The organism is Sphingopyxis sp. CCNWLW2, assembly GCF_037095755.1.
GTDB lineage: Bacteria > Pseudomonadota > Alphaproteobacteria > Sphingomonadales > Sphingomonadaceae > Sphingopyxis.
The window spans coordinates 1,820,228-1,845,700 of the sequence record NZ_JBAWKJ010000001.1; the positions used below are offsets into that span (position 1 = coordinate 1,820,228).

The following is a 25,473-nucleotide window of genomic DNA, read 5'->3' on the forward strand; positions in this document are numbered from 1 at the left end:
TGACCCGGCACCCGCCTTATCTTCACGTCAGGCGGGCCCCGGATCAAGTCCGGGGTGACTAGGGGGACAAGCAAGCTTCACCGCTTCCGCACAAACTCCGCGCGCAGAACCAGACCTTTGATCCCTTCAAACCGGCAATCGATTTCCTGATCGTCGCCGGTCAGGCGGATCGACTTGATTACCGTGCCGACCTTCAACGTCTGACCCGCGCCTTTGACGTTCAGGTCCTTGACCAGCACGACGGAGTCGCCGTCGGCGAGCAGGTTGCCGACCGCATCGCGCACCTCGGGGCCCGCCGAAGCTGCGGCCGCGCGGTCGCGCGCATCGCTTGCCGACAGCCACTCGCCGCTCGCTTCGTCATAGACATAGTCGTCTTCGTCGCTGGTCATCAAATCATCCTGGCTTGCGGAAGCGGAGTGCGAACTGGTCGGTCTTGCCGCGGATCTTGTCGTCGAAGACATTCGCGGTGTGCGGATCGTCGGCGCGCTTGTAGAGGTCACTTTCGGCCTCAAGCTTGAAGCCCGCCTTGGTCAGCGCGTCGACGACGGCCGCCTTGTCGATCCGGTGGAGGCTGTCGGACAGCGTCGTGCCGCTGCCGTCGGCGGCGACATGGTCGACGACAACCAGCGTGCCGCCGGGCTTCAGCGCCGCGAACAGCGCCGCGCTCGCCTTGTCGCCCGTTCCCGCGGGAAAGGGCTTCAAATAGAGATCGTGGAAATTCTGCACCGTGATGATCGTGTCGAGCGGCTCGGGAAAGGCGGGCGCCGCAAACGGTCCGGCAACGGCATCGACATTGACATAGGCGGCATCGACCGCGGCCTGATCGTCGCCATATTGTTTCTTGAACGCGATGAATTCGGCGGGCTGGAAGCCATAGACTTTGCCCGACGGCCCGACCGCGGCGGCGAGCAGCCGGGTGACGTAACCGCCGCCCATCACATAATCGCCGACCTTTTCGCCCGGTGCGATCTGCGCGAAGGCAAGCAGTTCAGCGGGCTTGCGCGCGGCGTCGCGTGTCCGGTCGGCGGCGGGCCGCGCGGGATCGGCGAGTGCGGCCTTGTAGCTGGGGGCAGCCGCCTGCTTGGCGGCGAGCGGGGTCGCCGCGACGGCGAGCATCAGGGCGAGGGTAAGCGGGCGGATCATGGCATCGACTCCCATTGCTTTTGATGCCCCGTCATAGCGCCTTGCCGAGGCCGCGGCGCGTTTATTTGCATCTCGCGATTTTGATGATAGGTTTCTTCGTGAAACTAAAAAATTGGGAGAGCGGACATGCATGATCTGGTGATTCGCGGCGGCACCGTCGTCGATGGTTCGGGCGGAGCGCCCTTTGTCGCGGACGTCGCGATCGACGGCGACCGGATCGTCGCGGTGGGTGAAAACCTCGGCACGGGACGCGAGGAAATCGATGCCGCGGGCAAAATCGTGACGCCGGGCTTCGTCGATGTTCACACCCATTATGACGGGCAGGCGACGTGGGATGCCGAAATGGCGCCGTCGAGCTGGCACGGCGTCACCACCGTCGTGATGGGCAATTGCGGCGTCGGCTTTGCACCCGCGAAGCCCGACCGCCACGACTGGCTGATTTCGCTGATGGAAGGCGTCGAGGATATTCCCGGCACCGCGCTTGCCGAAGGCATGTCGTGGGATTGGGAGACCTTCCCCGAATATATGGATGCGCTCGAAAGGCTGCCCCGCACCGTCGATGTCGCGTGCCACGTCCCGCACGGCGCGGTGCGCGCTTACGTGCTCGGCGACCGCGAAAAGCCCGGGGCGATCCCGACCGACGAGGACATCGCGGAAATGTCGCGGATCGTCGAGGAAGGCGTACGCGCGGGCGCGCTCGGCTTCTCGACCAGCCGCACCGTGCTCCACAAGTCGATCGACGGCGAGCTCGTCCCCGGCACCACCGCGACCGCCGAAGAGCTGATCGCGATCGGCCGCGCGATGGGGCGCGTCGGTTACGGCGTGTTCGAAATGGCGAGCGACATGAAGCGCGAGTGGAACGAGTTTCAGTGGATGGGCGACCTCAGCCGCGAAACCGGGCTGCCGGTGACCTTCGCCGCATTGCAGTCGATCGCCAAGGAACTGCCGCTCGAGGAGCAGATTTCGGAGATGCGCAAGCAGAATGCGACCGGCGCGAACATTGTCGCGCAGATCGCGCTGCGCGGCAACGGCGTCATCATGGCGTGGCAGGGGACGGTGCATCCGTTCCGCTTCAAGCCCGCGTGGAACGAGATCATCGACCTGCCGTGGGATCAGCAGCTGGCGAAGCTGAAAGACCCGGCGTTCAGGGCACGGATGATCGAGGAGGACAATATCTGGCCCGAAAGCGACATCATCGACTTCCTCAAGGTCGTCGCCCTGGGTTGGCCGGTGCAGTTCGAAATGGACCCCGATTTCAACTATGAGCCGAAAATGGACGAAAGCATCATGGCGCGCGCCGGCGCGGCGGGCGTCTCACCGTCCGAATATGCCTATGACCTGCTGATGAAGGATGACGGCAAGGGCTTCATCTATTTCCCGATCTTGAACTACCGCGACGGTAACCTCAATTTCCTCGAGGATTTGCAGGCGTCGGACGACACGGTGAACAGCCTGTCCGACGGCGGTGCGCATTGCGGAACGATCTGCGACGCCGCCTCGCCGACCTTCATGCTCCAGCATTGGGTGCGCGACCGCAAGGGTCATCGCATCGCGCTCGAACATGCGGTGAAGCGCCAGTGTCGCGATACGGCTTTGCTCTATGGCCTCGAAGATCGCGGCGTGCTCGCGCCGGGCTATCTCGCCGATTTGAACGTCATCGACATGGAGGCGATCAAGCTCGGCAAGCCATGGCTCGCCTTCGACCTGCCCGCGGGCGGCAAGCGCCTGCTGCAAAAGGCCGATGGCTATGTCGCGACGGTGAAGTCGGGGGTCGTGACCTTCCGCGATGGCGCGATGCAGGGGCCGACGCCGGGCGGCGTCATCCGCGGCCCGCAGCGCGTCGAAATGGCGATGGCGGCGGAGTAATCGGCCGCCTCGCGCGTCACCGCCCCAGCAAATCCGAAGGCAAGGTCGGTTCGCTGACGATCTTCGCCATGCGTCGCCACATCTCGTCGCGCGATGGTTTGCCGCGTTCGACAAAGGCGCGCACCATCGTCTCGCCGAGGCCGTAGTTGATGACATAGCTGCGATACTGGTCGGTGAAGCTCACCGACTGTTCGGCGCGCTTGGCCGAGACGAGCAGATATTTCTGCGTCAGCGCGACAGCCGTCGGGCGGTCGATTTCGCCGTCGAGATACTGCTGCGCGATCGTCAGCCGCGCGCCCGACGCGCGTTTGATCGCGGCGAGCAGCTGCCAGTAACGATCGTCGGGCGGCACCGCGATCTCCGCGATCGGCATCAGCACATCGCGTTCGGTGTCGGCCTTGCTGCTTTCGGGGAAGGCGAGGTCGATGCCGTAATTGGCGCTGCCCTCGGCGATCAGGCTTTGCGGGCTGTAGAGCGGATAGACGCTGAATTCGCTCCAGCCTCGCTCCTTCACCAATTTCTCCTCCAGCTTCATGTTGAGAAGGTGGTGGCCGGGATAGCCCTCGTGGCACCCGAGATCGAGCGCACGCGACAGGCGGATCGGCAGGTCGGTGTTGACCTGGATCAGGCTATGATAGCCGCCCTGATAATAATTATAGCCGCTCCAGCTCTTGCCGGTGACGAACTCGAGGCGAAAGCTCTCGCCCTCGGGCATCGCGATATGCGCCATGCTGCGCCCGCGGCAGCGTGCGATCACAGCGTCGAAGGTCTTTTGCAACCGCTCCTTCGGGATGGTGAAAGCGTCGAGATAGGCCTCGACACGGTCCGGGAGGGCGCCCTCGCCGGGGACGAGCGCCTCGATCTTCGCGAGTTCGGGGTCGTAGCTTGCGAGCGGCTTCAGCCGCGGCCGCACGCCGAACAGCCTTTCGGCTTCGTCGGCGAAGGCGAAGCGGGTGCCCTGCATCATCTGCAGCCGCGTTTCGGCGGCGCGAAGCTGGGCGCGCAGGAATGTCGCGCGGCGGCGTTCGAGCGGATCGGGGATGCGCCGCGCCGCGAGGTCGATCTGTGCCATCAACTCGCGCGTTGCGGCGAGCAGCGCAGGCTTGTCGCGCGGTGCGGCTTCGGCTGCTGTCTTGAGCTCGGGCGGGCCGTAATAGGCGTCGATATAGCCCGCCTCATGCGTCCCGATTTCGAGCGTCAGCCGCAGATAGGCGGCCGCGATCTCGTCGAGTGCCTTGGTCGACGCCGCGGTGCGGCGCACGTCGAGCGTTGCGACCCCGGGTTTGGTGGCGGGTGATTTGGTTGCGCTGGTCGCGCAGCCCGGCAGGGCGGCGATCAGCGACAGGACGATAAGTTTGCGCATCAGTCCGCCATAGCGCGGTTTTCGGAGGTGTCACGCACATCGCCGTCGGCGGCGATCTCGGCGTCCGACGCGCTTTCGACCATGCCATGTTCGGGATGCGGCGGCGCGAAGCGCAGCACCGCAAAGCCCGCCAGCGCAGCCGCGAGCGACCCCATCAGGATACCGATCTTCGCCTCCTCGACCAGCAGCGCGTCGCCCGGGAAGGCGAGGCCGCCGATGAACAGGCTCATCGTGAAGCCGATGCCGCACAGCATCGCGACGCCATAGACCTGCAGCCATGTCGCGCCGCGCAGCCGCCCCGCGATCCCGAGTTTAACCGCCAGCCAGACGCTGCCGAAAATGCCGATCTGCTTGCCAAGGAACAGCCCCGCCGCGATGCCGAGCGGCAGCGGCGCGAAAATCTGCTCGATGGTCAGCCCGCTCAAATCGACCCCGGCGTTGGCGAAGCCGAACAGCGGCACGATCGCGAAGGCGACCCATGGATGGAGGCCATGCTCGAGCCGGTGCAGCGGCGAGGTCTCGCTATCGGGCGCGCCCGGGGTGCGGTCGAACGGGATCGCCATCGCCGCGAGCACCCCGGCAATCGTCGCGTGCACGCCCGACAGCAGCATCGCATACCAGAGCAAGGCGAACATCAGCAGGTAGAGCGGCAGGCTCCGCACGCGCATGCGCCCCATCGCGAACATGACGCAGAGAAGGACCGCGGCGGCGGCGAGCGCGAGGAGGTTGATCTTCGCGGTGTAGAACAGCGCGATGATCGCGACCGCGCCCATGTCGTCGACAATCGCGACGGTGACGAGGAACAGCTTGAGCGAAGTCGGCGCGCGCCTGCCGAGCAGCGCGAGTACCCCCATCGCAAAGGCGATGTCGGTCGCCGCGGGGATCGCCCAGCCTTGTGCCAGTCCGGCTTCTCCCCTCGCAAATCCCATATAGATCGCCGCCGGCACGGCCATCCCCGCCGCCGCGGCGATGAACGGCAGCCGCCGCCGGTCCCAGCTCGCAAGCCGCCCGTCGACGAACTCGCGCTTGATCTCCAGCCCGACGAGCAGGAAGAAAATCGCCATCAGCCCGTCGTTGATCCACAGATGGACGGTCATCGGCCCAAGCTTGTCGGTGAGCACGGGTCCGGTCACGGCATGAATCGCGTCGTGATAGAGGGCTCCAAGCGGTGAATTGGCGACAATCATCGCCAAAATGGCCGCGAAAATGAGCAGAATGCCGCCCGCACTTTCGCTCGCAAGGAATTCGCGCAACGCGGAACGGGACGGATTACTGCGGCTCATGGGGTAACTACTTCCTTGGTTCGTCAGTCAATTTGACAATTATCTGCCAGCAGGCGCCTGACTTTACAAATTGGACTCGTTCACTAGCACTATCGGCGACGATGACATCAGGTCATCGATGGGGGCGGGGCTAGCACAGTGGAGCTGTCGACCGCATGGCTGGAATGGCTGGTGCTGGGTGCCGGCCACGAACTGATGCTGTTTGCATCGGTCGGAATCCTGCTGTTCGGGCTCGATGACCTGCTTTTCGACGCGCTTTGGCTGGCGACGCGCGGGCGCGGACGGTCGTTGACGCCGACCGCGCCGCCGGTCGAGGGGCGCTTCGCGATCTTCGTGCCCGCATGGGACGAGGCCAAAGCGCTTCCCGCGATGCTGCGGCGGACGCTTGGCGCGTGGGAGGGCGAGGATTTCCGCCTTTATGTCGGCTGCTATCCCAATGACGCCGAGACGCTCTTCGCCGTGTCGCCGCTGGTCGCGCGCGACGGGCGGCTGCGGCTTGTCGTCGGCAGCGGCGAAGGGCCGACGACCAAGGGCGACAACCTCAACCGGCTGTGGGCGGCGCTCGCCGAGGACGAGCGGGCGGAGGGCGATCGGTTTGCCGCGATCGTCCTTCACGATGCCGAGGATCATGTGCATCCGGGCGAACTCGCGCTCTATCGCCGCTACCTCGGCGAAAATGCGATGGTGCAAATTCCCGTCGTGCCCCTGATCAAGCGTGCGGAGCGCTGGGTCGGCGGGCATTATGGCGACGAATTTGCCGAGGCGCATGGCAAGGAACTCGTCGTTCGTTCGCGCCTCGGCCTGCCGCTCCCGTCGGCGGGGGTTGGCTGCGCGCTGACGCGCACTGCGCTCGCGCTGCTGGCGATCGAACGCGGCGGCGAACCCTTTCGCTGCGACAGCCTGACCGAAGATTATGAGATCGGCATGGTGATCGGCGCCTATGGCCTTGGAGCCCGCTTTGTCGACACGGTCGGCCCCGCGGGCGATCATATCGTGTCGCGCGGCGCCTTTCCCGGCCGGGCAGAAAAGGCGGTGCGGCAGAAATCGCGCTGGATCGCCGGGATCGCGCTGGCGGGGTGGGATCATCTCGGCTGGCCGGGGTCGCGGCGCGATGACGCCGATCTTCGCAGCGGCCGCGCCTGGGTCGCACGCTGGATGCTGTGGCGCGACCGCCGCGCGCCGCTCGCGGCGCTCATTCTCCTTGCGGCATATGTCGGGGCGCTGCTGACGGCGCTGGGCTGGGCGGGGCAATATCTGCTCGGCTGGAATGCGATCGTCGTCGGCGACGCGATGCGGCTGCTTCTCGCCTTCAATGCGGTCATGCTGTGCTGGCGCCTGGCGATGCGCGGGCATTTCACGGCGCGCTGGTACGGCCTCAGCGAAGCGATGCTTTCGCTGCCGCGCGCCTTTTTTTCGAACGTGATCGCGATGCTCGCGGCGCGGCGCGCGATCGGTCTTTATTGGCGCATGCTGCGATCGGGCGAAGTTATATGGGACAAGACCGAGCATCTGGAACATGAAACCGCATATGACGACGCTTTTGCAAGGACGATGGCGCGGTGATGGCACGCCGGGCCGACGCGCGGCGCGACGCGCCGGCGCTGCGCTTCCTGCTCCTGTGCGTCGGCGGCTGGATTGCCGTGCGGATCATGGTCGTCTGGAATCCCGCGATAGCGCCGTCGCCCGATGCGGCCACCATGCCTTGGGCGGTGCCGTCATCCTTTGCGGTAAGCGACAATGTTTCGGACAGCGCGCCGCGCGTTGCCGCCGCGCCGATGCGTGCCGCGCCGCCGCTGCGTGTGCGCGCGTCGCATAGTTCCGCCGCGCCGGGCGAGCGATCGGCGGATGAGCTGCTCTCGCGGGGGGAAGAGCCGGTTTCGGGCGGCTTTGGCGGCGATCGTCACACCCTTCGGCTGGTCCTGATAGCGCGGCTGTTGCCGCCAATCCCCGGCGGCGGCGCACGCTCGGCGCTTGGCGCGGGCGGGCCGGCATGGTCTTCGTTGGCACCCGCCGCCCGCGCCGAACCGGGGCAGGGCAAGCCGTTCTGGCTGCGGCGACAGCTTTCGAGCTGGTCGCTCGGCAGCTGGCTCTATCTGCGCGAAGGATCGGGGAATGCGCCCGAAACCATCGGCGGCGCGAGCCAACTCGGCGGCAGTCAGGCCGGGCTTCGCCTTGCCCATGGTTTCGGCGATACCGGCCGACTCCGCGCCTATGGACGCGCGACGATCGCGGTGCAGCGGCCGCAGCAGCGCGAGCTTGCGTTCGGCCTCGCCTTTGCCCCGCTTGCGCAGCTGCCGGTCGATCTCGCGATCGAACAACGCGTTGCGGCAGGGAAAGAGGGACGGTCCGCGCTTGCCATGATGGCGAGCGGCGGCGTCTCGGACGTCGCGCTTCCTGCGGATTTCCGGCTCGATGCTTATGCGCAGGCGGGCATCGTCGGAACGCGGCGGCGCGACGGTTTTGCCGATGCGGCGATTGTCGTCGATCGCCGCCTTGGTTCCGAAAAAACATCCTTGCGCCTGGGCGCGCTCGCGGCGGGGGCGGTGCAGCCGGGCGCGGCGCGCGTCGATGTCGGTCCGCGGCTGACGCTCCGCCTGCCGGATGTGGGCGAGGGCAGCCGCATCGCGCTCGACTGGCGTCAGCGCGTCGCGGGCGATGCGCGCCCCGAAAGCGGCCTTGCCCTGACCCTCGCCAGCGACTTCTGATCTTCGGAAAATTTAGCCGCCGCGGCCGATTCCCCACGCCGAAAAAATGGTCTAGGGTCCTTGGAATCGGCGCGGTTCCAGCGCCGCTGAGCGCAATCGGGGCCCATGGACCTTTACCTTCCTGTCGCCAATCTGTCGGTCAATGCGCTGGTCATCATCCTGCTCGGTGGCGGGGTGGGTTTCCTGTCGGGCATGTTCGGCGTCGGCGGCGGTTTCCTGACCACGCCTTTGCTGATCTTCTACGGCATCCCGCCGACGGTTGCCGCGGCGTCGGCAGCGACGCAGGTGACGGGCGCGAGCGTGTCGGGCGTGATGGCGCATCTCGAGCGCGACGGGGTCGATTTGCGCATGGGCTGGGTGCTCGTCGCGGGCGGGCTTCTCGGATCGCTAATCGGCGCCGGGCTGTTCGAACTGCTCACCGCCTGGGGCCAGATCGATACGGTGATCAACATCCTCTATGTCGCTTTGCTCGGCACCGTGGGCACCTTCATGGGGCGCGAGGCGTGGGGCAGCTACCGCGCCGCGCAGACGGGATTGCCCGCACCCGCGCGCAAGCGGCGTCATCACCCGATGGTCGCGAACCTGCCGATGCGCTGGCGCTTCTATCGGTCGGGCCTCTATATTTCGCCGCTCGCCCCGCTGCTGCTCGGCATGGTCGGGGGTGTGCTGACGATGCTGCTCGGCGTCGGCGGCGGCTTCATCATGGTGCCCGCGATGCTCTATCTGCTCGGCATGGGGACGCAGGTGGTCGTCGGCACGTCGCTGTTTCAGATATTGTTCGTGACGATCGCGACGACGATGGTCCACGCGCTGACCACCGGCGCGGTCGATATCGTGCTCGCGGGGCTGCTGCTGCTCGGCAGCGTGATCGGCGCGCAAGTCGGCGCGCGCTTCGCGCAAAAGGTGAAGCCCGAATATCTGCGCATGGCGCTCGCCGCGATCGTGCTGCTCGTCGCGCTGCGCATGGGGGTCGACCTCTTCATCCGTCCCGACGAAATCTACACGGTGCAATGAGCGCGCCGCGCGCCTTGCTCCTGTCGCTCGCGGCGCTGCTGCTGCCTACGGCCGCCCATGCGGCCGATCCGCGGCTGGTGCCCGATGTGTCGAGCCGCGCGATCGATATCCAGTACAGCTTTACCGGCGAGGAACTGCTGCTGTTCGGTGCGATCCTCTACCCCGGCCAGCGCCTGCCCGACGACCGCGCCGACATCGTCGTCGTGCTGAAAGGCCCGGTGCGGCCGATCGTGCTGCGCGAAAAGCGGCGTGTCGCGGGTATATGGGTCAATGCCAGCAGCATTCGCCTGCGCACATCTCCGGGCTTTTACGCGATCGGCTCGTCGCGCCCGATCGACAAGCTGGTCGACGAGCGGACCGCGGCGATCTTCGAACTCGGCCTCGCCAATCTGTCGATGTCGCCAAGCGGATTTTCGGAGGCGAAGACGCTCGAGCGGTTCGAGGCGGGGCTGACCGATCTCTATCGCCGCTCGGGCCTTTTCGTTGAAAATCCCGCCGCGGTCGAAATCACCGAAGGCGTTCTCTATCGTGCGCGCATCCCGGTGCCGGCGCGCGTTCCTGTCGGCACCTACCGCGCCGAAACCTATTTGATCAGCCGTGGGCGCGTGCTCGCGGTCGCGTCGCGCGATGTCCAGATCCGCAAGGCCGGGTTCGAACGCTTCGTCGCGCTCGCGGCGCAGCGGCACGGCTTTCTGTACGGCCTGTCGGCCGTGCTCCTGTCGCTGGTGCTCGGTTACGGGGCTTCGGCTATTTTCCGCCGCCGCTAGCTATCATTCACGGCCTATTTACCCTCAGCTGCGATACCCGGCCGGGGACCACAATAGGCGGGGCGGATACATGGACATGCAGGGCGGCGGATTCAACGCCGGGGATTTGACCGCGGCACAGCATGTTCGGCTGGCCGGCGGCGGCGTAGCGGCACCGGTTGCGACGGTAACCAACCATCATCGCGACGACCTGATGATCGGCGAAGTCGTCGACATTTCGGGATCGGCCTCGCGCATCCTGCTCGACGCCGCGGTGATCGGCAAATTGTCTTCGTCCAGCGATTCCGCCGTGGCGATGGCGGGGCAGGTCGGGGCGCAGGTCAAGGTGCGTGTCGGCAATATCTGGCTGATCGCCAGCATCCGCGACCAGCAGCTGCACGAACGCGGCGAGGGGCTGATCCTCGCGACGATCGACTTCCTTGGCGAAGGCGAAGAAGAAAAGATCACCGGCCGCATTCACAATTTCCGCCGCGGCGTCACCCGCTACCCGATCCCGGGCAGCCAGGTTTTTGCGGCGACCAGCGCCGATCTCAAGCAGATCTACGCCGCCGACGAGCGCGCGCATGTCGAAATCGGGACCGTCTATCCGACCAAGGATATTCGCGGGTCGCTTTATGTCGACGCGATGCTCGGCAAGCATTTCGCGCTGCTCGGGTCGACCGGTACGGGTAAATCGACCAGCGCGGCGCTGATTCTTCACAAGATCTGCGAACTCGCGCCGCAGGGCCATATCGTGATGATCGATCCGCACGGCGAATATTCGGCGGCATTCAAGGGTATCGGCGCGCTGTTCGACGTCGACAACCTCGCCATGCCCTATTGGCTGATGAACTTCGAGGAACATTGCGAAGTGTTCGTTACCGCCGAGGGCCGCGACCGTCAGGCCGATTGCGACGTGCTCGCGCGCTGCCTGCTCCAGGCGCGCACAAAGAACCGGCTGGCCGAAGGCATGACGAAGATCACGGTCGACTCTCCGATCCCCTATCTGCTCTCCGACCTGCTCAACATTCTGCAAAACGAGATGGGCAAGCTCGACAAGGCGACGTCGAGCGCTCCGTTCATGCGCATCAAGGGCAAGATCGAGGAAATGCGCGCCGACCCGCGCTATAATTTCATGTTCTCGGGCATGCTCGTCGCCGACACGATGACGAGTTTCATCGGCAAAATTTTCCGCCTGCCGTCGGACGGCCGGCCGATCTCGATCATCGACGTGTCGGGCGTGCCCAGCGACATTACCGGCGTCGTTGTCGCGGTGCTTTCACGCCTGACCTTCGACTATGCGATCTGGTCGCGCGGCGAGCCGCAGCGCCCGATCCTGCTCGTCTGCGAAGAAGCCCACCGTTACATCCCGTCCAAGGATACCGGGCAGGGGCAGGCGGTGCGCAAAATCCTCGAACGGATTGCCAAGGAAGGCCGTAAATACGGCGTGTCTCTCGGCCTGATCACTCAGCGCCCGTCGGACCTTGCCGAGGGCGTGCTGTCGCAGTGCGGCACGATCATCTCGATGCGCCTCAACAACGAACGCGATCAGCATTTCGTGAAGGCCGCGATGCCCGAAGGCGCGCGCGGTTTCATCGATTCGATCCCGGCGCTGCGTAACCGCGAATGCATCGTCTGCGGCGAGGGCGTGTCGATCCCGATCCGCGTCTATCTCGACACCCTCGAAGAGGAAAAGCGGCCGGCATCGAGCGATCCGCTCTTCTCGAAACTGTGGCGCGAAACCGGCGGCGAGGCGGAAATCCTCGAGCGCGTCGTCAAGCGCTGGCGCAGCCAGGGGCGGTAAAGAACCACCCACCAACTTCCGTTCGCATCGAGCGAAGTCGAGATGCCCCTCGGTCATGCACGCCTTCGGGGTGTCTCGACTTCGCTCGACACGAACGGATAGGGTCAGATTTGCGGCGGCTCCCACAATTCGATCGGGTTGCCCTCGGGATCGTGCACCCGCGCAAACCGCCCGACTGCGGGGTCGTCCCACTCGTCCTTGGTGATGATTTCGTCGCCCGCTTCGCGAAACGGCGCCAGCACCGCGTCGAGATCGTCGACGCGCAGGTTCAGCATATGCTGGCGGTCGGCGGGAAAATAGTCGGTGTCGGCTTTGAACGGTGCGAAAACGAGCGGCCCAGCGGTCACATTCCACACCCATTGGTTCGGCGGCACGCTCTCGTCGGCGCTGCATCCGCCTCCCACGCCCAACCGCTCGCGATACCAGGCGTTCAGCGCGTCGGGGTCGCGTGCCCGGAAAAACAGTCCACCGATGCCTTTGACATGCCCCATGATGGCCTCCTGCCCGTGAAGCGGGCAGCCTAAGCCGTTTGCGTCACTGTTTCCACTCTCCGCTGCCGCGGAACTCTTCGCGGACCTGGCCCGACTGGTTCAGCCGCGGATCGGCATAGGTCGGCGTAACCGGAGGCGCGACGGGCGGCGGCGCAACGGCAGCGGCAGGGGCGGGGGTCATCGTTCCGGGCAGCGGCGCGGCGGCTACATCGGGCAATGGCGCGGCGGCGCCGGTGAGCATCGGCGCCGGACCGGCGCCGGGCGGCAGACCCTGACCCTTCAGGATCGCGAGCTGCTGCGCGAGCGGCAGATAGGGGCCGGGCACCGGCTCGCGGCCGAGATAGGGCGCGCGAAACGCGTCGGGCATGCCCCAGCGTCCGCGCCAGCGGTGGAAGATATGCGCGCCGACGATATTGGTCATCACCAGGCTCTTGCCCCAGCGCGGCCAGATCGCCTGCGTGTGATAATGCGTCGCGAGGCCCACCTTGGGAAAGACATAGCCGCCGAGAGCCGCCGACGCGATGCGGCTCGCGCGCAGCCAGTTGGGCTTGCTGGGGCTCCGCGCCATCGCGCCGTCGCAGCTGAAGGTGAACTGGCACACGCCCGCGCGCTGCGATCCCTGGAAAACGACGCCGCACACGGTGTTGGGAAAGCTCGGGTGGCGGACGCGGTTGATCACCGTCTGCGCGACGCCGCGCATCCCGTCGTCGGTTTCGGACGCTGCCTCGTAATAGATGGCGGCGGTCAGGCAATAATGCGCGCGCTCGCGGTCGAGCGCGGTGACGCCGCGGAATATATAGGATTTGGCGGGCGGCCCGACAAAGGCTTCCTCGCGCAGCAGCGCCGGATCGGCGGGCGGCAGCGCGGCCGCGTCGCCATAACCGACGCTGTCGGGGTTCGGCAGCGTCGGGTCGATTTTCAGCGCGTCCGCATAATCCTCGGCATTCATAATCGCCCAGCGTTCGGGATCATAAGTGCGAAAATTCAGCGGCACCGACACGCTATACGGTCCGAAGAAAGTGGGCGCACGAAACTGACCGCTCGACAGTAGGAAGGCGAGGCACGCGACCGCGACCACCGCGACGATCGCTGCCCAGAAGGCACGCCCCGGCCCCGCCGGTTTTTCCGGCATCGGGTCGCGCCACGTCGAGCGGGCGGCCAGGGACAGTTCGGGCTTCATTCGCGCATCAAATTCCATCGCTCCGCCCGCCGCCGATTCGCGTGGACGGGTGTCAGCCCACCTTATACGCTGAAACGCCAACAAAATGTTGCAATGGCTGTGCGGCGGGTTTGCGGTGGAACAGGCAAAGCGGCGGAGCTTAAGCGACGGACAGGTTTGTGGACGTCGTCATTCCTTCGTTCCGCATGTCGCAATCCGCTCGCGCGTTGCCGCGTCCACCAGCTCGCGTATCTGAAAAAGCAGAGGGTGCCGGACGGTATGCTGCGCGCCATAGGTCAGGTTAAACGCATAGTCGAAATCGGCGGCGTTCCGTCCGATGAGGTGCTGGAGCATCGTCTCCAGCTTGTCGAACCCCTTGACCATTCGGGCTTCGGGCGTCGTGCCGCCGCTATACTCGTCCCACAGGCCGAGGATTTCGCCGCGCAGATCGTCGGGCAGCGGCGCGCATAATGTCTCGAGATCCGCGCGCTCGCGCGCCGCTCGGCCGTCGTCGGGACTTTGGCATGTGGCCGGGACGTCCCCCGAAATCGCTTCGCCCAGGTCGTGGACGAGGCAGAGCCTGAGCAGCTTCAGTCGGTCATAATCTGCCAGTTCGCGGTCGAACAGCATCACCATCAGGCAGAGCCGCCAGCTATGCTCGGCTGTGCTTTCGGCGCGGCCGTTCGATGTAATCCCGCTGCGCAGCGTGTCCTTCAGCTTTTCGGCCGTCTGCAGAAAGTCGATGATCGCGGCGAGGCGCGACGGGGCGATGGCATAGGGTGTCGTCATGCGGCAAGGCTAACCGGCGGGATCGCCGACACAAGCCGCCGAATAATTTATGCGGCGCCGTCCTGGACCAGCCGCGCAAAGCTGCCGTCCGAAAGCGGCATTCGTGTGTAGCGAAGGCGGCCGGCGGCGATCGTGAGTTCGTCGAAATCCGCATATTCAGTATCGACGATGACCGCGGGCGCGACCGGTTCGTACCAGCCGAGCGCGTCCAGCGCCGCCTCGCCCTCTGCGATGCCCGGCGAGGCGAATCGCCACAGCGACTTTCCGGCCAGTTCCTCAACCCCGACCCGCCAGCCGGCGATCCGCGCCGGCGAAGCGGCGAAAAGCCGATGCGTCAGGTCGCAGATCAAATGTACCGGCTGCGGCGATTGACGCACAAGGTTGAGCAAGGCGCTGTCGGCCGCCGAGTTGGGTCGCGCTGCGAGGAGGCGCGTCAGCCGATCCTCTTCGGTTGTCCCGGGGGTCAGCAGGCCCGCCTCCCACCGCGACACCGTCGTTTGCGAGACGCCCATTTCGCCCGCCAGCGCCGACTGCTTGATGCGATTGAGCGCGCGCCAGCGCCGCAGCGATGCGCCCAGATGGTCGCGGCATGGCAGTACGGCATGGGTCACGCAGCAAGCATAGCGCCGAAGACCCGCCGCTGGAACGGCCTAGTTGGGCAAATGCGGAATGGTGGGCTGGGCGGCCAGCGGCGCGGGGCTCGCCGGTTCAGCGAAATATTTGCTCATGCCGCGGCGCGCGCGATAGGCGTCGATGCGGTCGGCATAATGGCCGGGCAGGTCGAAATCGGCATGGCGCGCGCTGGCGCCGTGCAGGGGACGGGTGGCCATCAGGGCCATCTGGTGCCGGTAGAAAAGCTCGTTCATATCCATAGGATGTTCCTTGGGTAACTGCGCGAGCATGGTGCCCGAACGATCGGCGAATGGTCCGGCCCGGCGCCCGATGAGCGCCAGGCCGGATTTCATTCATGCAGGCTGAAGATTGACAGCCGAGGTCTTGCCGCGCTGGTCGGTTTCCAGCTCGTAAGAAACGCGCTGTTCCTTGTTCAGCGTCGCCATTCCGGCGCGCTCGACAGCGCTGATGTGGACGAAGCTGTCGCCCGAGCCATCTTCATTGGCAATGAAACCATAGCCTTTGTCGCTGTTGAAGAATTTTACGGTGCCGATGGGCATGGGTGTTTCCTTTCACGAAAACAGGGAATCCTCCGGCAAAAGCACCGGCGGAGCTGGTAGCGCGTGAAGGGAAGTATCCGCCCAAAGGCATCAAATTTCCGTCGCAGGCGACGTTAGCCAAATTACATTGAAATTATTTTGCCAAAAAGTCAAGGTTTTTGGCAATTTCCGTAATTCTCCGCTGTTTACGAAGGAAATATTCGAGCGGAATTTACCCGGCGCAGCCGATATCGAATATCCTGCCGTGCCCAGCCCGATTCAGCGAATCTCGACCGTCAGATGTTCGATTTCGTGGACGGGTTGGACCCGTGCGCAGATGGTCTCGCGCGTCGCGCCGACGACGCTGATGATCGCCGAATGCGCACCGGGGCCGACGCGCCAGACGTGGAGATCGGTGATCTTCGCGTCGCCCGGGCCTTCGACCAGTTCGCGAATCTCGGCCTCGATCGCGGCGTCGGTCGCGTCGAGTAGCACCGCGCCGGTGTCGCGCATCAGCGACCAGGCCCACGCCGCGATCACCACCGATCCAACGATCCCCATCAACGGGTCGAGCCACACCCAGCCCAGATAGCGCCCGCCGAGCAAGGCGGCGATCGCGAGCACCGAGGTCAGCGCATCGGCGACGACATGCAGATAGGCCGAGCGGAGATTATTGTCGCGTTCGTGCGCGTGGCCATGATGATGGTCCTCGCCGTGATGATGCCCATGGTCGTGATCATGCCCATGGCCGAGCAGCAGCGCGCTCACAATATTCACCCCCAGCCCGATCATCGCGATGATCGTCGCCTCGGTGAAGGCAACCGGCCGCGGATCGACGAGGCGCATCGCCGATTCGAACGCGATGCCAAGCGCGACGATGCCGAGCACGAGCGCCGAGGCGAAGCCCGCAAGGTCGCCGACCTTGCCCGTGCCGAAACTGTAGCGGCGCCCATGCGCGTGGCGCTTCGCATAGGCATAGGCGATCGCCGCGATCCCGAGCGCGCCGGCATGCGTCGCCATATGGAAGCCATCGGCGAGCAGCGCCATCGAGTTGAAGGCAAGCCCCGCGGCGATCTCGCCGACCATCATCACCGCGGTGAGCGCGACCACCCACAAGGTGCGCCGGGCATTTTCGTCGTGCCGCTTTCCAAGGAAGATATGGTCATGGGCCAGCGCCTCGATTTCGCTGTCGAACGACATGACAGACCTACCGGGGGCCGGAGAGCCGGATGGCGAACTCTTCGCCATCGAAATAATTGGCTTCGCCTTCGCCTGTTGTCAGATCGAGAATCTCGATTCCTGCGTGACGGGCGGCGGCATTCCCGACCGGGGCGGGTTTGGCCGCGCGTATCGCGACGCCTCCGATCTCTTCCAGAGGATAGGAGGCGAGCACATAAGTATCCAGCTTCTCCGACGTCAGGATAGTCGCTGCAACATAGGCGATGCGCCGCGCGTCATTGACGAGAAGCCGGGCTTCGTCGAGCTTGCCGTCCCCATTGAAGTCGGCCGTCACTTTCAGATAGCCATCGGGCGCTGCGACCCGCATCTTGGTTTCGGCAGTTTCCGAGAAATCGCTCAATTGCGCCTCGCGAAATCCCATCGACAATAGCGCCGTGGCAGGAAACTCGGCAGCGTCGGCTGGCATGCTCGCTGCCAAGGCGACTGGAAAGAGGATGGCGCCGAATTTCATCGACGGGTTCATGGCATGGCGGATGTTCGCTGGCAATGCAGCCATCTTCGCTCGCCCCGCCGTCATTCCCCCTTGCCGACTCATCCGCCAAAGCCTATATGCGCCGTACTTCTTGACATGGTTAGCCAGTTGGGACGTCGGGGCCGCGGGCCGCGGCGGCTATACCCACATGCTTTCCGGTCATCCGAAACGGGAAAATTCATTGGCCGATCTCGACGCCCTCAATGCGATCATCGCGCCCGAAGCCGAGGCTCTGGGCCTGGCGCTCGTGCGCGTCGCCTTTTTCGGCGGCGAGAGCGACCCGACCTTGCAGGTGATGGCCGAGCGCCCCGATACGCGCCAGCTGACGATCGACGATTGCGCCGACCTGTCGCGCCGCATTTCGGACCGTCTCGACGCGCTCGAGGAAGCGGGCAAGGATCCGATCGATCAGGCGTACCGGCTGGAAGTGTCGTCGCCCGGCATCGACCGGCCGCTGACGCGCCGCACCGACTTCGCCGACTGGGCGGGGCATGAGGCGAAGATCGCGCTCAAGGAAAAGCGCGACGGGCGCCAGCGCTTCAACGGCGAGCTGATCGGCATCGACGGCGATGTCGTCACGATTTCGGATAAAGAGGGTGTGGAACACAAGCTGCCGTTCGATGCGATCGACACCGCGAAGCTCGTTCTCACCGACAAATTGATTGCCGCAACAGTCCCGCTCTCGATCGAGGGCGCCGACGAAATGGAAGAAGAAGGACAGGACTGATGGCCACTGCCATTTCCGCCAACAAGGCCGAACTCCTCGCGATTGCCAACAGCGTCGCCAGCGAGAAGATGATCGACAAGGGCATCGTCATCGAAGCCATCGAAGAAGCGATCCAGCGCGCCGCACGCGCCCGTTACGGCGCCGAGAACGATATTCGTGCGAAGCTCGATCCGCAGACCGGCGACCTCCGCCTGTGGCGCGTCGTCGAGGTCGTCGAGCAGGTCGAGGATTATTTCAAGCAGGTCGATCTGGCCGCCGGCCAGAAGCTGCAGAAGGACGCGAAGATCGGCGACTTCATCGTCGACCCGCTGCCCGCGGTGGACCTCGGCCGCATCGACGCGCAGTCGGCGAAGCAGGTGATCTTCCAGAAGGTCCGCGAAGCCGATCGCGAGCGCCAGTATCAGGAATTCAAGGACCGTGCGGGCGAGATCATCACCGGCGTCGTCAAGTCGGTCGAATTCGGCCACATCGTCGTCAACCTCGGCCGCGCCGAAGGCGTGATCCGCCGCGACCAGCAGATCCCGCGCGAACTGATGCGCGTCGGCGACCGCGTTCGCGCGCTGATCCTGTCGGTGCGCAGCGAAACGCGCGGGCCCCAGATTTTCCTCAGCCGCGCGCACCCCGACTTCATGAAGAAGCTGTTCGCGCAGGAAGTCCCCGAAATCTACGACGGCATCATCGAGATCAAGGCCGCTGCGCGCGACCCGGGCTCGCGCGCCAAGATCGGCGTGATCAGCTATGACGGCAGCATCGACCCCGTCGGCGCCTGCGTCGGCATGAAGGGCAGCCGCGTGCAGGCGGTCGTCCAGGAAATGCAGGGCGAAAAGATCGACATCATCCCCTGGTCCGAAGACACCGCGACCTTCGTCGTCAACGCGCTCCAGCCCGCAACGGTCCAGCGCGTCGTGATCGACGAGGATGACAGCCGCATCGAAGTCGTCGTTCCCGACGACCAGCTGTCGCTCGCCATCGGCCGCCGCGGCCAGAATGTCCGTCTCGCCAGCCAGCTGACCGGCAGCCAGATCGACATTATGACCGAGGCCGACGCGAGCGAAAAGCGCCAGCGCGAATTCGTCGAACGTTCGACGATGTTCCAGGAAGAACTCGACGTCGACGAAACGCTCGCGCAGCTGCTCGTCGCCGAAGGCTTCGGCGAACTTGAAGAAGTCGCTTATGTCGGCATCGACGAACTCGCGAGCATCGAAGGTTTCGACGAGGAACTGGCGCAGGAACTGCAGAGCCGCGCCGCCGAAGGGCTCGAGCGCCGCGAAGAAGCGTCGCGTCAGGAACGCCGCGCGCTCGGCGTCGAGGACGCGCTTGCCGACATCCCGCACCTGACCGAAGCGATGCTCGTCATCCTCGGCAAGGCCGGGATCAAGACGCTCGATGACCTTGCCGATCTTGCGACCGACGAACTGATCGCCAAGAAGCGCACCGACAACCGCCGCGGCCCGCCGCGCAGCGAACGCGCCGAGGACAAGGGCGGCGTGCTCGGCGAATATGGCCTGAGCGAAGAACAGGGCAACGAGATCATCATGGCGGCACGCGCGCACTGGTTCGACGACGAAGAGTCGAGCGAGCCGGCAACCGGGGAGGCCGCCGATGCGGACCCCGCACAATGATCAGCTGAGCGAACCAGACCGCGCTGGTCGGCGCGGCCAGCATGTGCCCGAGCGGCGCTGCGTCATCACCGGCGAGGTTTCGCCGGCCGAACGGCTCGTGCGCCTTGCGCTCGGGCCCGACGGCACGATCGCGCCCGACGCCCATGGCAAGGCGCCGGGGCGCGGCGCGTGGATCGGCGTCGATCGCGCGACGCTCGAAGCTGCCCATGCAAAGGGCAAGCTGAAAGGCGGGCTCGCGCGCGCGCTGCAGGACGGCAATTTCACGATCCCCGACGACCTCGGCGCGCGTATCGAGGCGCAGCTTCAGCGCGCGACGCTCGATCGGCTGGGACTGGAATCGCGTTCGGGCACCTTGCTCAGCGGCAATGAAAAGATCGAAACCGCGGCACGCAAGGGCCAGGTTCGGTTGCTGCTCCACGCCAGCGACGCGGGCGAGGATGGGCGCAAGAAACTGGCGCAGGCATGGCGCGTCGGCGAGGACGCCGAAGGGTCGGGCCGCGAGGGCCGGGTCTTGCCGGTGGACCGCGGCACCCTATCTATGGCATTAGGCCGCGAGAATGCGGTGCATCTGGCGTTGACCGACGCCCGCGCCGCGGATCGGGTGCTGGCGCATTTGAGCCGCTGGCAGTTTTTCACAGGATGGAGTAGGGACGCGGCCAACCGCGATTCCGACCCGCTTGCCGCGCCGGCTTCTGGCGAGGAAAATATTGGGGCGTTGCCGACCAGCAGCGCCGCTTCGGACGCGTTTTGAAGGAATGATGGTTTTCGATGAGTGACGAACAGGACAAACCGACCCTTACCCGCAAGCCCCTGGGGCTGAAGCGGACGGTCGAGGCCGGACAGGTGCAGCAACAATTCAGCCACGGGCGCCGCAACACGGTGGTGGTCGAGGTGAAGCGTCGCCGCGTGCTCGGTCGTCCGGGCGAAGCCGCCCCGGTCGAGGTCGAAGAGGTCGAGGCCGCTCCGGCGCCCGCACCGGCTCCCGCTGCTCCGGCACCCGCGCCCGCTCCGAAGCCGGCCGCGCCCCGCGTCAGCGAGAATGACAGCCTGATGTCGCGTCAGGAACGCCAGGCGCAGCTGCTGCGCGAGGCCGAAGAAGCGCGCATGAATGCGCTCGAGGATAATCGCCGCCGCGACGAAGCCGCACGCGCCCGCGCCGCCGAAGAAGAAAAGGCCCGTGCCGAAGCGCGCGTCGAACAGGCGACGGCGAAGGCCGCCGAGCCTGCGCCTGCCGCGCCCGCTGCCGAAGCGCCCGCTGCTGCCCCCGTCGCCGAAGCGCCCGCCGCTGCACCGCAGAGCGAAACCGCGCCTACACCTGCGCCGCGCGCGACGACCAGCGCTGCTCCGGCGCCGCGCCGCTTTACCCCGGTCGCGCCTCCGCAGCGCCCCGAACCCAAGCGGCCCGAGCCGAAGGCAGCCCGTGGCGGTGACAGCCGCCGCCAGTCGGGCAAGCTCACCGTCACGCGGGCGCTGAACGAAGACGAAGGCGCGCGCGCACGCAGCCTCGCGGCGCTGAAGCGCGCCCGCGAAAAGGAAAAGCGTTCGCACATGACCTCGTCGGGTCCGCGCGAAAAGCAGGTCCGCGAAGTCACCGTGCCCGAAAGCATCACGGTTCAGGAACTCGCGAACCGTATGGCCGAAAAGACCAACGATCTGATCAAGGCGCTGTTCAAGATGGGCAGCCCGTCGGCCAGCACCGACCTGCTCGATCAGGACACCGCCGAACTGCTCGTCACCGAATTCGGCCACGAGATCATCCGCGTCAGCGAAGGCGATATCGACATCCGGCACGACGAGGATGTCGACGATGCCGAGCATCTGAAGCCGCGCGCGCCGGTCGTCACGATCATGGGTCACGTCGATCATGGCAAGACGTCGCTGCTCGACGCGCTGCGCGGTGCGAATGTGCAGGCGGGCGAAGCCGGCGGCATCACCCAGCATATCGGCGCCTATCAGGTGAAAACCCCCGACGGCTCGCTCGTTACCTTCCTCGATACGCCGGGCCACGAGGCCTTTACCGAGATGCGCCAGCGCGGTGCCAATGTCACCGACATCGTCATCCTGGTGGTTGCGGCCGACGACGGCCTCAAGCCGCAGTCGATCGAGGCAATCAACCATGCGAAGGCGGCGGGCGTGCCGATCATTGTCGCGATCAACAAGGTCGACAAGGAAGGCGCCAATCCGCAGCGCGTCCGCGAACGCCTGCTCGAGCACGAGTTGGTGGTCGAGGAAATGGGCGGCGACGTGCAGAATGTCGAAGTGTCGGCGCTCAAGAAGACCGGCCTCGACAAATTGCTCGACGCGATCGCGGTGCAGGCCGAAATCATGGAGCTGAAGGCCAACCCCGACCGCGCCGCCGAAGGCACGGTGGTCGAGGCGAAGCTCGATAAGGGTCGCGGTCCCGTGGCGACGATCCTCGTCCGCCGCGGTACGCTCAAGGTCGGCGACATCTTCGTCTGCGGCGCCGAAAGCGGCCGTGTCCGCGCGCTGATCGACGACCAGGGCAAGCAGATCAAGTCGGCGACGCCGTCGATGCCGGTCGAAGTGCTCGGTCTGGGCGGCGTGCCGATGGCGGGCGACACGCTCACCGTCGTCGAGAATGAAGCGCGGGCGCGCGAAGTCGCGGCCTATCGTCAGGAACAGGCGACGCGCAAGCGCACCGTCCAGGCGCCGGTCAGCCTCGAAGGCATGTTCGAGGCGCTCGCCGACAAGGCGAACGTCATCCAGTTCCCGGTGATCATCAAGGGCGATGTGCAGGGCTCGGTCGAAGCGATCGTCAATGCTCTCAACAAGCTGTCGACCGACGAGATTCGCGTTCGCGTGCTCCAGTCGGGCGCCGGTGCGATCACCGAGAGCGACGTGACGCTCGCGGCGGCGACCAAGGCGCCGATCATCGGCTTCAACGTCCGTCCGAACGCCAAGGCGCGCGATATCGCGAAGCGCGAAAAAGTGCGCTTCATGTACCATGACGTCATCTATCACCTGACCGATGAGATCAGGAAGGAAATGGCGGGCGAGCTGGGTCCCGAACGGATCGAGACCGTCGTCGGCCGCGCCGAGGTCAAGGATGTCTTCCCGGCCGGCAAGCGCGACAAGGCCGCGGGTCTGCTCGTGCTCGAAGGCTCGATCCGCAAGGGGCTGCACGCACGCCTTACGCGCGACGACGTCATCGTCTCGGCCACGACCATCTCGTCGCTCCGCCGCTTCAAGGACGATGTCGCTGAAGTGCGCGCGGGTCTCGAATGCGGTGTCGTGCTGGCGGACACCAACGACATCAAGGCGGGCGACCACCTCGAAGTCTTTGAAGTCGAACTGCGCGAACGGACGCTCTAACGGGCGTCCGTTCCGCGCGGATCAGGAGGCGCCGGCATGGCTCGCTATGTGGCACTGTTCGGCAGCATCAACGTCGGTGGCAACCGGCTGACGATGGCCGACCTGCGTTCGGCGTTCGAAGCCGAGGGTTTCAGCAACGTCGAAACCGTCGTGGCGAGCGGCAATGTGCTGTTCGACCATGACGCGCGGCCGACGCGCGGGCTCGAAGAGAAATTGTCGATCATGGTCTACGACCGTTTCGACATGACGAGTGCCGCGCTGGTGCGTGACCGCGACGAACTCGCCGCGGCGATCGCCGGCAATCCGTTCGCGGGCACGAACGAGGACCGTATCGTCCACACGATGTTCCTCGACGGCCAGCCCACGGAGGAGCAGTTCGATGCGCTGGCGACCGACCACCGCGTCCGGCCGAACGAGCGCCTCGCGCTCGGCGACCGCGCGCTCTATATCGACTTTGGCGACGGCGCGGGCGACAGCAAGCTGCACGCGCGGCTGATCGAACGACGGCTGGGGCACAAGGGCACCGCGCGCAACATGCGCTCGATCGCGCGGATCATCGCGAAACTGGACGAAGAGGCAAAGGGTTAGGCGATGCGAACCGAAAAGGACCGGAAAAAGGATAGCGGCCCCTCGGTCCGGGTGCTGCGCGTCGGCGAACAGGTGCGCCACCTCCTTTCCGAAATCCTCGCGCGCGGCGACGTCCACGACGACGTCCTCGCGACGCATCCGGTGAGCATCACCGAAGTCCGCATGTCGCCCGACCTGCGCCACGCGACGGTGTTCGTGAAATCCTTGCTCGGTAAGGACGAGGAAGCGGTGCTGAAAGCGCTCAGGACCAACACCGCCTATCTTCAGCGCGAAGTCGCCAGCCGCGTCCGCATGAAATATGCCGCGAAACTGAAATTTCTCTCGGACGAAAGCTTCGACGAGGCGAGCCATATCGAGAAATTGCTGCGCGACCCGAAGGTGGCGCGCGATCTGGCGAGCGGCGAGGGCGACGAGGCCTGACCTCCATCATCCGTTTGTGTCGAGCGAAGTCGAGACACCCATCGAGTTAGCGCCAAGTCGAGGGACATCTCGACTTCGCTCGATGCGAACGGGTTAGGAAGGCTCGATAGGGGCTACTTCCCCTTGATCCCCGCCGCTCGCTCCAGCTCGACCAGCGCGTCCTCCAGATAGTCGATCAGCCGCTGGACATGCGGCACGCTGCGCCGGCACGCTGTAATCCCAAAATCGATATTCTTGTTGTTCGACACCTGCGTGATGTTCATCGCCATCCCGTCGACGGGAATGCTCGCGGGATACATGCCGTCGAGCCGCGCGCCGTTCCAGTAGAGCTGCTCGCGCGGACCCGGGACATTCGAGATCGTCACGCTGTACGCCGGGAATTTGTCGGCGGTACGCGTCAGCGCGGTCAGCATCTGCGGCATTTGGGTGATCGCGGTATAGATCTGGATCTGCTGCGCGGTCATTTCGCGAAGCTGCGCCTTTGCGGCGTTCATCGACGCCTGGATCGTCGCCATGCGCGTCGCGGGATCGTCGATATGCGTCGCGAGGTTCGCGGTCACCGCCGCGACCGAATTGCCCGAATCGATATCGTCCTTCGCACGGATCGACACCGGCGCCATGGCCTTCAAGGGCTTGTCGGGAAGCTCGTTCAGCGATTGCAGATATTTGCGCATCGCGCCCGAACACATTGCGAGCACCGCGTCATTGATCGTCCCGTCATACGCCTTGCCCATCGCGCGGACGCGCTCCAGCGACCAGCTCTGCGCGACGAACCGCCGCGCCCCGGTGATGTTGCGGTTGAAGCTGGTGCGCGGCAATCCGCCCCACGGCGTTGCGAGGTCGCTGCCGCCGAGCCCGAACATCGCCGCGGCATATTGGTTGAGCGCCTTGGTCACCCCTACGCTGTTGCCCCATTGCTCCTTCAGGAAGCTGCCGATGGCTTTGATGTCGGTGAGGCTCGGCGTCGGTGCTTTCTTCGGCGGCGGGAACTTCCGTTTATAGGCTTCATATGCCTCGACCGACATCGGCGAATAGCCGCGTTTCTCCTTCGAATCGGCGCTGAGCATCGCATTGGTGAAATGCATCGACGACGCGCCGTCCATCAACGCGTGGTGGATCTTGAAATAGGTCGCGATCTGCCGGTCGGGCAGGCCGGAGATCAGGGTGATCTCCCACATCGGGCGCGTGCGGTCGAGCAAGGTGCCGTGGAGCCGCGATACCAGCTCGAACATCTCGCGGTAGCGCCCGGGCTTGGGCAGCGCGGCGCTGCGCACATGGTAATGCATGTCGATGTCGCGGTCGGGCTGCAGCCGGATCGGGCCGTATTGGCCGAGCGGCGTGAGCTTCAGCACTTCGCTGAACGGCCGCCGCAGCCCTTCGGACTGGCGCAGCATCGCGAGCTGCTCGTTCAGCCACTCGGTCTCGTCGACCTTGTCGGGCAATGTATAGAGATTGACCCCGCCGACATGCATCGGCGTCTCGCGCGTCTCCGCGACCAGAAACATCGCGTCGGTCACCGGCATCAGCCGCATGGCAGCTCTCCCCACTGTATATGCTG

At 65.4% G+C, this 25,473-nt stretch carries 25 protein-coding genes; 12 read left to right on the top strand and 13 right to left on the bottom strand.

Annotated elements, in window-relative coordinates:
- Nucleotides 1-77: 77 nt before the first annotated feature.
- A complete protein-coding gene (locus tag V8J55_RS08570; RefSeq protein ID WP_336445203.1) occupies nucleotides 78-389 on the bottom strand; it encodes an alkylphosphonate utilization protein in 312 nt (103 codons plus the stop codon).
- 4 nt (nucleotides 390-393) lie between these two features.
- A complete protein-coding gene (locus tag V8J55_RS08575) occupies nucleotides 394-1,143 on the bottom strand; it encodes a class I SAM-dependent methyltransferase (RefSeq protein ID WP_336445204.1) in 750 nt (249 codons plus the stop codon).
- 126 nt (nucleotides 1,144-1,269) lie between these two features.
- Between V8J55_RS08575 and V8J55_RS08580 the strand changes: the two genes are divergently transcribed.
- Complete coding sequence (locus V8J55_RS08580; protein WP_336445205.1) at nucleotides 1,270-3,009, top strand: N-acyl-D-amino-acid deacylase family protein; 1,740 nt, start codon at nucleotides 1,270-1,272, stop codon at nucleotides 3,007-3,009.
- 16 nt (nucleotides 3,010-3,025) lie between these two features.
- On the opposite strand, the gene V8J55_RS08585 is transcribed toward V8J55_RS08580, so the two are convergent.
- Together V8J55_RS08585 and nhaA are read right to left on the bottom strand one after the other, a co-directional pair.
- Nucleotides 3,026-4,372 carry a hypothetical protein gene (locus tag V8J55_RS08585; RefSeq protein ID WP_336445206.1) on the bottom strand — a complete coding sequence of 449 codons (1,347 nt, stop codon included), beginning with the start codon at nucleotides 4,370-4,372 and terminating at the stop codon, nucleotides 3,026-3,028.
- Nucleotides 4,372-5,655 carry a Na+/H+ antiporter NhaA gene (gene nhaA / locus V8J55_RS08590; RefSeq protein WP_336445207.1) on the bottom strand — a complete coding sequence of 428 codons (1,284 nt, stop codon included), beginning with the start codon at nucleotides 5,653-5,655 and terminating at the stop codon, nucleotides 4,372-4,374. Before nhaA ends, V8J55_RS08585 begins: the two co-directional genes overlap by 1 nt.
- Nucleotides 5,656-5,793: 138 nt before the next feature.
- On the opposite strand from nhaA, the gene V8J55_RS08595 reads away from it, so the two are divergent.
- From V8J55_RS08595 to V8J55_RS08615, 5 genes are all read left to right on the top strand, one after another.
- Nucleotides 5,794-7,218, top strand: a complete 1,425-nt coding sequence (locus V8J55_RS08595; RefSeq protein ID WP_336445208.1) for a glycosyl transferase family protein — start codon at nucleotides 5,794-5,796, stop codon at nucleotides 7,216-7,218.
- Nucleotides 7,218-8,360: a hypothetical protein gene (locus tag V8J55_RS08600; protein WP_336445209.1), complete on the top strand. Its 1,143-nt coding sequence runs from the start codon at nucleotides 7,218-7,220 to the stop codon at nucleotides 8,358-8,360. The genes V8J55_RS08595 and V8J55_RS08600 overlap by 1 nt, the downstream gene beginning before the upstream one ends.
- A 105-nt stretch (nucleotides 8,361-8,465) precedes the next feature.
- A complete protein-coding gene (locus V8J55_RS08605) occupies nucleotides 8,466-9,374 on the top strand; it encodes a sulfite exporter TauE/SafE family protein (protein WP_037514761.1) in 909 nt (302 codons plus the stop codon).
- Nucleotides 9,371-10,141: a TIGR02186 family protein gene (locus V8J55_RS08610; RefSeq protein ID WP_336445210.1), complete on the top strand. Its 771-nt coding sequence runs from the start codon at nucleotides 9,371-9,373 to the stop codon at nucleotides 10,139-10,141. Before V8J55_RS08605 ends, V8J55_RS08610 begins: the two co-directional genes overlap by 4 nt.
- A gap of 193 nt (nucleotides 10,142-10,334) precedes the next feature.
- Nucleotides 10,335-11,924 (top strand): ATP-binding protein, encoded by a 1,590-nt coding sequence (locus V8J55_RS08615; protein ID WP_336445723.1) that lies wholly within the window; start codon nucleotides 10,335-10,337, stop codon nucleotides 11,922-11,924.
- A 104-nt stretch (nucleotides 11,925-12,028) separates the two neighbouring features.
- Here V8J55_RS08615 and V8J55_RS08620 read toward each other — a convergent pair whose 3' ends face one another.
- The 8 genes from V8J55_RS08620 to V8J55_RS08655 all read right to left on the bottom strand — a co-directional run bounded on the left by V8J55_RS08620 (nucleotide 12,029) and on the right by V8J55_RS08655 (nucleotide 17,249).
- Complete coding sequence (locus tag V8J55_RS08620) at nucleotides 12,029-12,415, bottom strand: VOC family protein (RefSeq protein WP_336445211.1); 387 nt, start codon at nucleotides 12,413-12,415, stop codon at nucleotides 12,029-12,031.
- A gap of 43 nt (nucleotides 12,416-12,458) precedes the next feature.
- Nucleotides 12,459-13,547, bottom strand: a complete 1,089-nt coding sequence (locus tag V8J55_RS08625; RefSeq protein WP_336445212.1) for a cell wall hydrolase — start codon at nucleotides 13,545-13,547, stop codon at nucleotides 12,459-12,461.
- Between the two features lie 216 nt (nucleotides 13,548-13,763).
- Nucleotides 13,764-14,363 carry an HD domain-containing protein gene (locus V8J55_RS08630; protein ID WP_336445213.1) on the bottom strand — a complete coding sequence of 200 codons (600 nt, stop codon included), beginning with the start codon at nucleotides 14,361-14,363 and terminating at the stop codon, nucleotides 13,764-13,766.
- A 47-nt stretch (nucleotides 14,364-14,410) separates the two neighbouring features.
- Nucleotides 14,411-14,974: a helix-turn-helix transcriptional regulator gene (locus V8J55_RS08635; RefSeq protein WP_336445214.1), complete on the bottom strand. Its 564-nt coding sequence runs from the start codon at nucleotides 14,972-14,974 to the stop codon at nucleotides 14,411-14,413.
- A 39-nt stretch (nucleotides 14,975-15,013) separates the two neighbouring features.
- Nucleotides 15,014-15,235, bottom strand: coding sequence for a hypothetical protein (locus V8J55_RS08640; RefSeq protein ID WP_336445215.1), 222 nt, complete (start codon nucleotides 15,233-15,235; stop codon nucleotides 15,014-15,016).
- Between the two features lie 93 nt (nucleotides 15,236-15,328).
- Nucleotides 15,329-15,535, bottom strand: coding sequence for a cold-shock protein (locus tag V8J55_RS08645; RefSeq protein WP_037514749.1), 207 nt, complete (start codon nucleotides 15,533-15,535; stop codon nucleotides 15,329-15,331).
- Between the two features lie 258 nt (nucleotides 15,536-15,793).
- Complete coding sequence (dmeF, locus tag V8J55_RS08650) at nucleotides 15,794-16,714, bottom strand: CDF family Co(II)/Ni(II) efflux transporter DmeF (RefSeq protein WP_336445217.1); 921 nt, start codon at nucleotides 16,712-16,714, stop codon at nucleotides 15,794-15,796.
- Between the two features lie 7 nt (nucleotides 16,715-16,721).
- On the bottom strand, nucleotides 16,722-17,249 hold the full coding sequence (locus V8J55_RS08655; protein WP_336445218.1) for a hypothetical protein: 528 nt from the start codon (nucleotides 17,247-17,249) through the stop codon (nucleotides 16,722-16,724).
- Nucleotides 17,250-17,406: 157 nt separating this feature from the next.
- Between V8J55_RS08655 and rimP the strand changes: the two genes are divergently transcribed.
- Genes rimP through rbfA form a run of 6 tightly spaced genes read left to right on the top strand, consistent with a single transcriptional unit; the run spans nucleotide 17,407 to nucleotide 23,915 of the window.
- On the top strand, nucleotides 17,407-17,952 hold the full coding sequence (gene rimP / locus V8J55_RS08660; RefSeq protein WP_336445219.1) for a ribosome maturation protein RimP: 546 nt from the start codon (nucleotides 17,407-17,409) through the stop codon (nucleotides 17,950-17,952).
- Nucleotides 17,952-19,574, top strand: coding sequence for a transcription termination factor NusA (nusA, locus tag V8J55_RS08665; RefSeq protein WP_336445220.1), 1,623 nt, complete (start codon nucleotides 17,952-17,954; stop codon nucleotides 19,572-19,574). The genes rimP and nusA overlap by 1 nt, the downstream gene beginning before the upstream one ends.
- Nucleotides 19,555-20,325 (top strand): DUF448 domain-containing protein, encoded by a 771-nt coding sequence (locus V8J55_RS08670; RefSeq protein WP_336445221.1) that lies wholly within the window; start codon nucleotides 19,555-19,557, stop codon nucleotides 20,323-20,325. Before nusA ends, V8J55_RS08670 begins: the two co-directional genes overlap by 20 nt.
- 17 nt (nucleotides 20,326-20,342) lie before the next feature.
- Nucleotides 20,343-22,907, top strand: a complete 2,565-nt coding sequence (gene infB, locus V8J55_RS08675; protein ID WP_336445222.1) for a translation initiation factor IF-2 — start codon at nucleotides 20,343-20,345, stop codon at nucleotides 22,905-22,907.
- Nucleotides 22,908-22,943: 36 nt separating this feature from the next.
- On the top strand, nucleotides 22,944-23,495 hold the full coding sequence (locus V8J55_RS08680; protein ID WP_336445223.1) for a DUF1697 domain-containing protein: 552 nt from the start codon (nucleotides 22,944-22,946) through the stop codon (nucleotides 23,493-23,495).
- Nucleotides 23,496-23,498: 3 nt separating this feature from the next.
- Nucleotides 23,499-23,915 carry a 30S ribosome-binding factor RbfA gene (rbfA, locus tag V8J55_RS08685; RefSeq protein WP_336445224.1) on the top strand — a complete coding sequence of 139 codons (417 nt, stop codon included), beginning with the start codon at nucleotides 23,499-23,501 and terminating at the stop codon, nucleotides 23,913-23,915.
- A gap of 113 nt (nucleotides 23,916-24,028) precedes the next feature.
- Here rbfA and V8J55_RS08690 read toward each other — a convergent pair whose 3' ends face one another.
- The gene (locus V8J55_RS08690) at nucleotides 24,029-25,447 is read right to left on the bottom strand and encodes a WS/DGAT/MGAT family O-acyltransferase (RefSeq protein ID WP_336445225.1); all 1,419 of its coding nucleotides are present in this window, start codon (nucleotides 25,445-25,447) and stop codon (nucleotides 24,029-24,031) included.
- Between the last annotated feature and the right edge of the window lie 26 nt (nucleotides 25,448-25,473).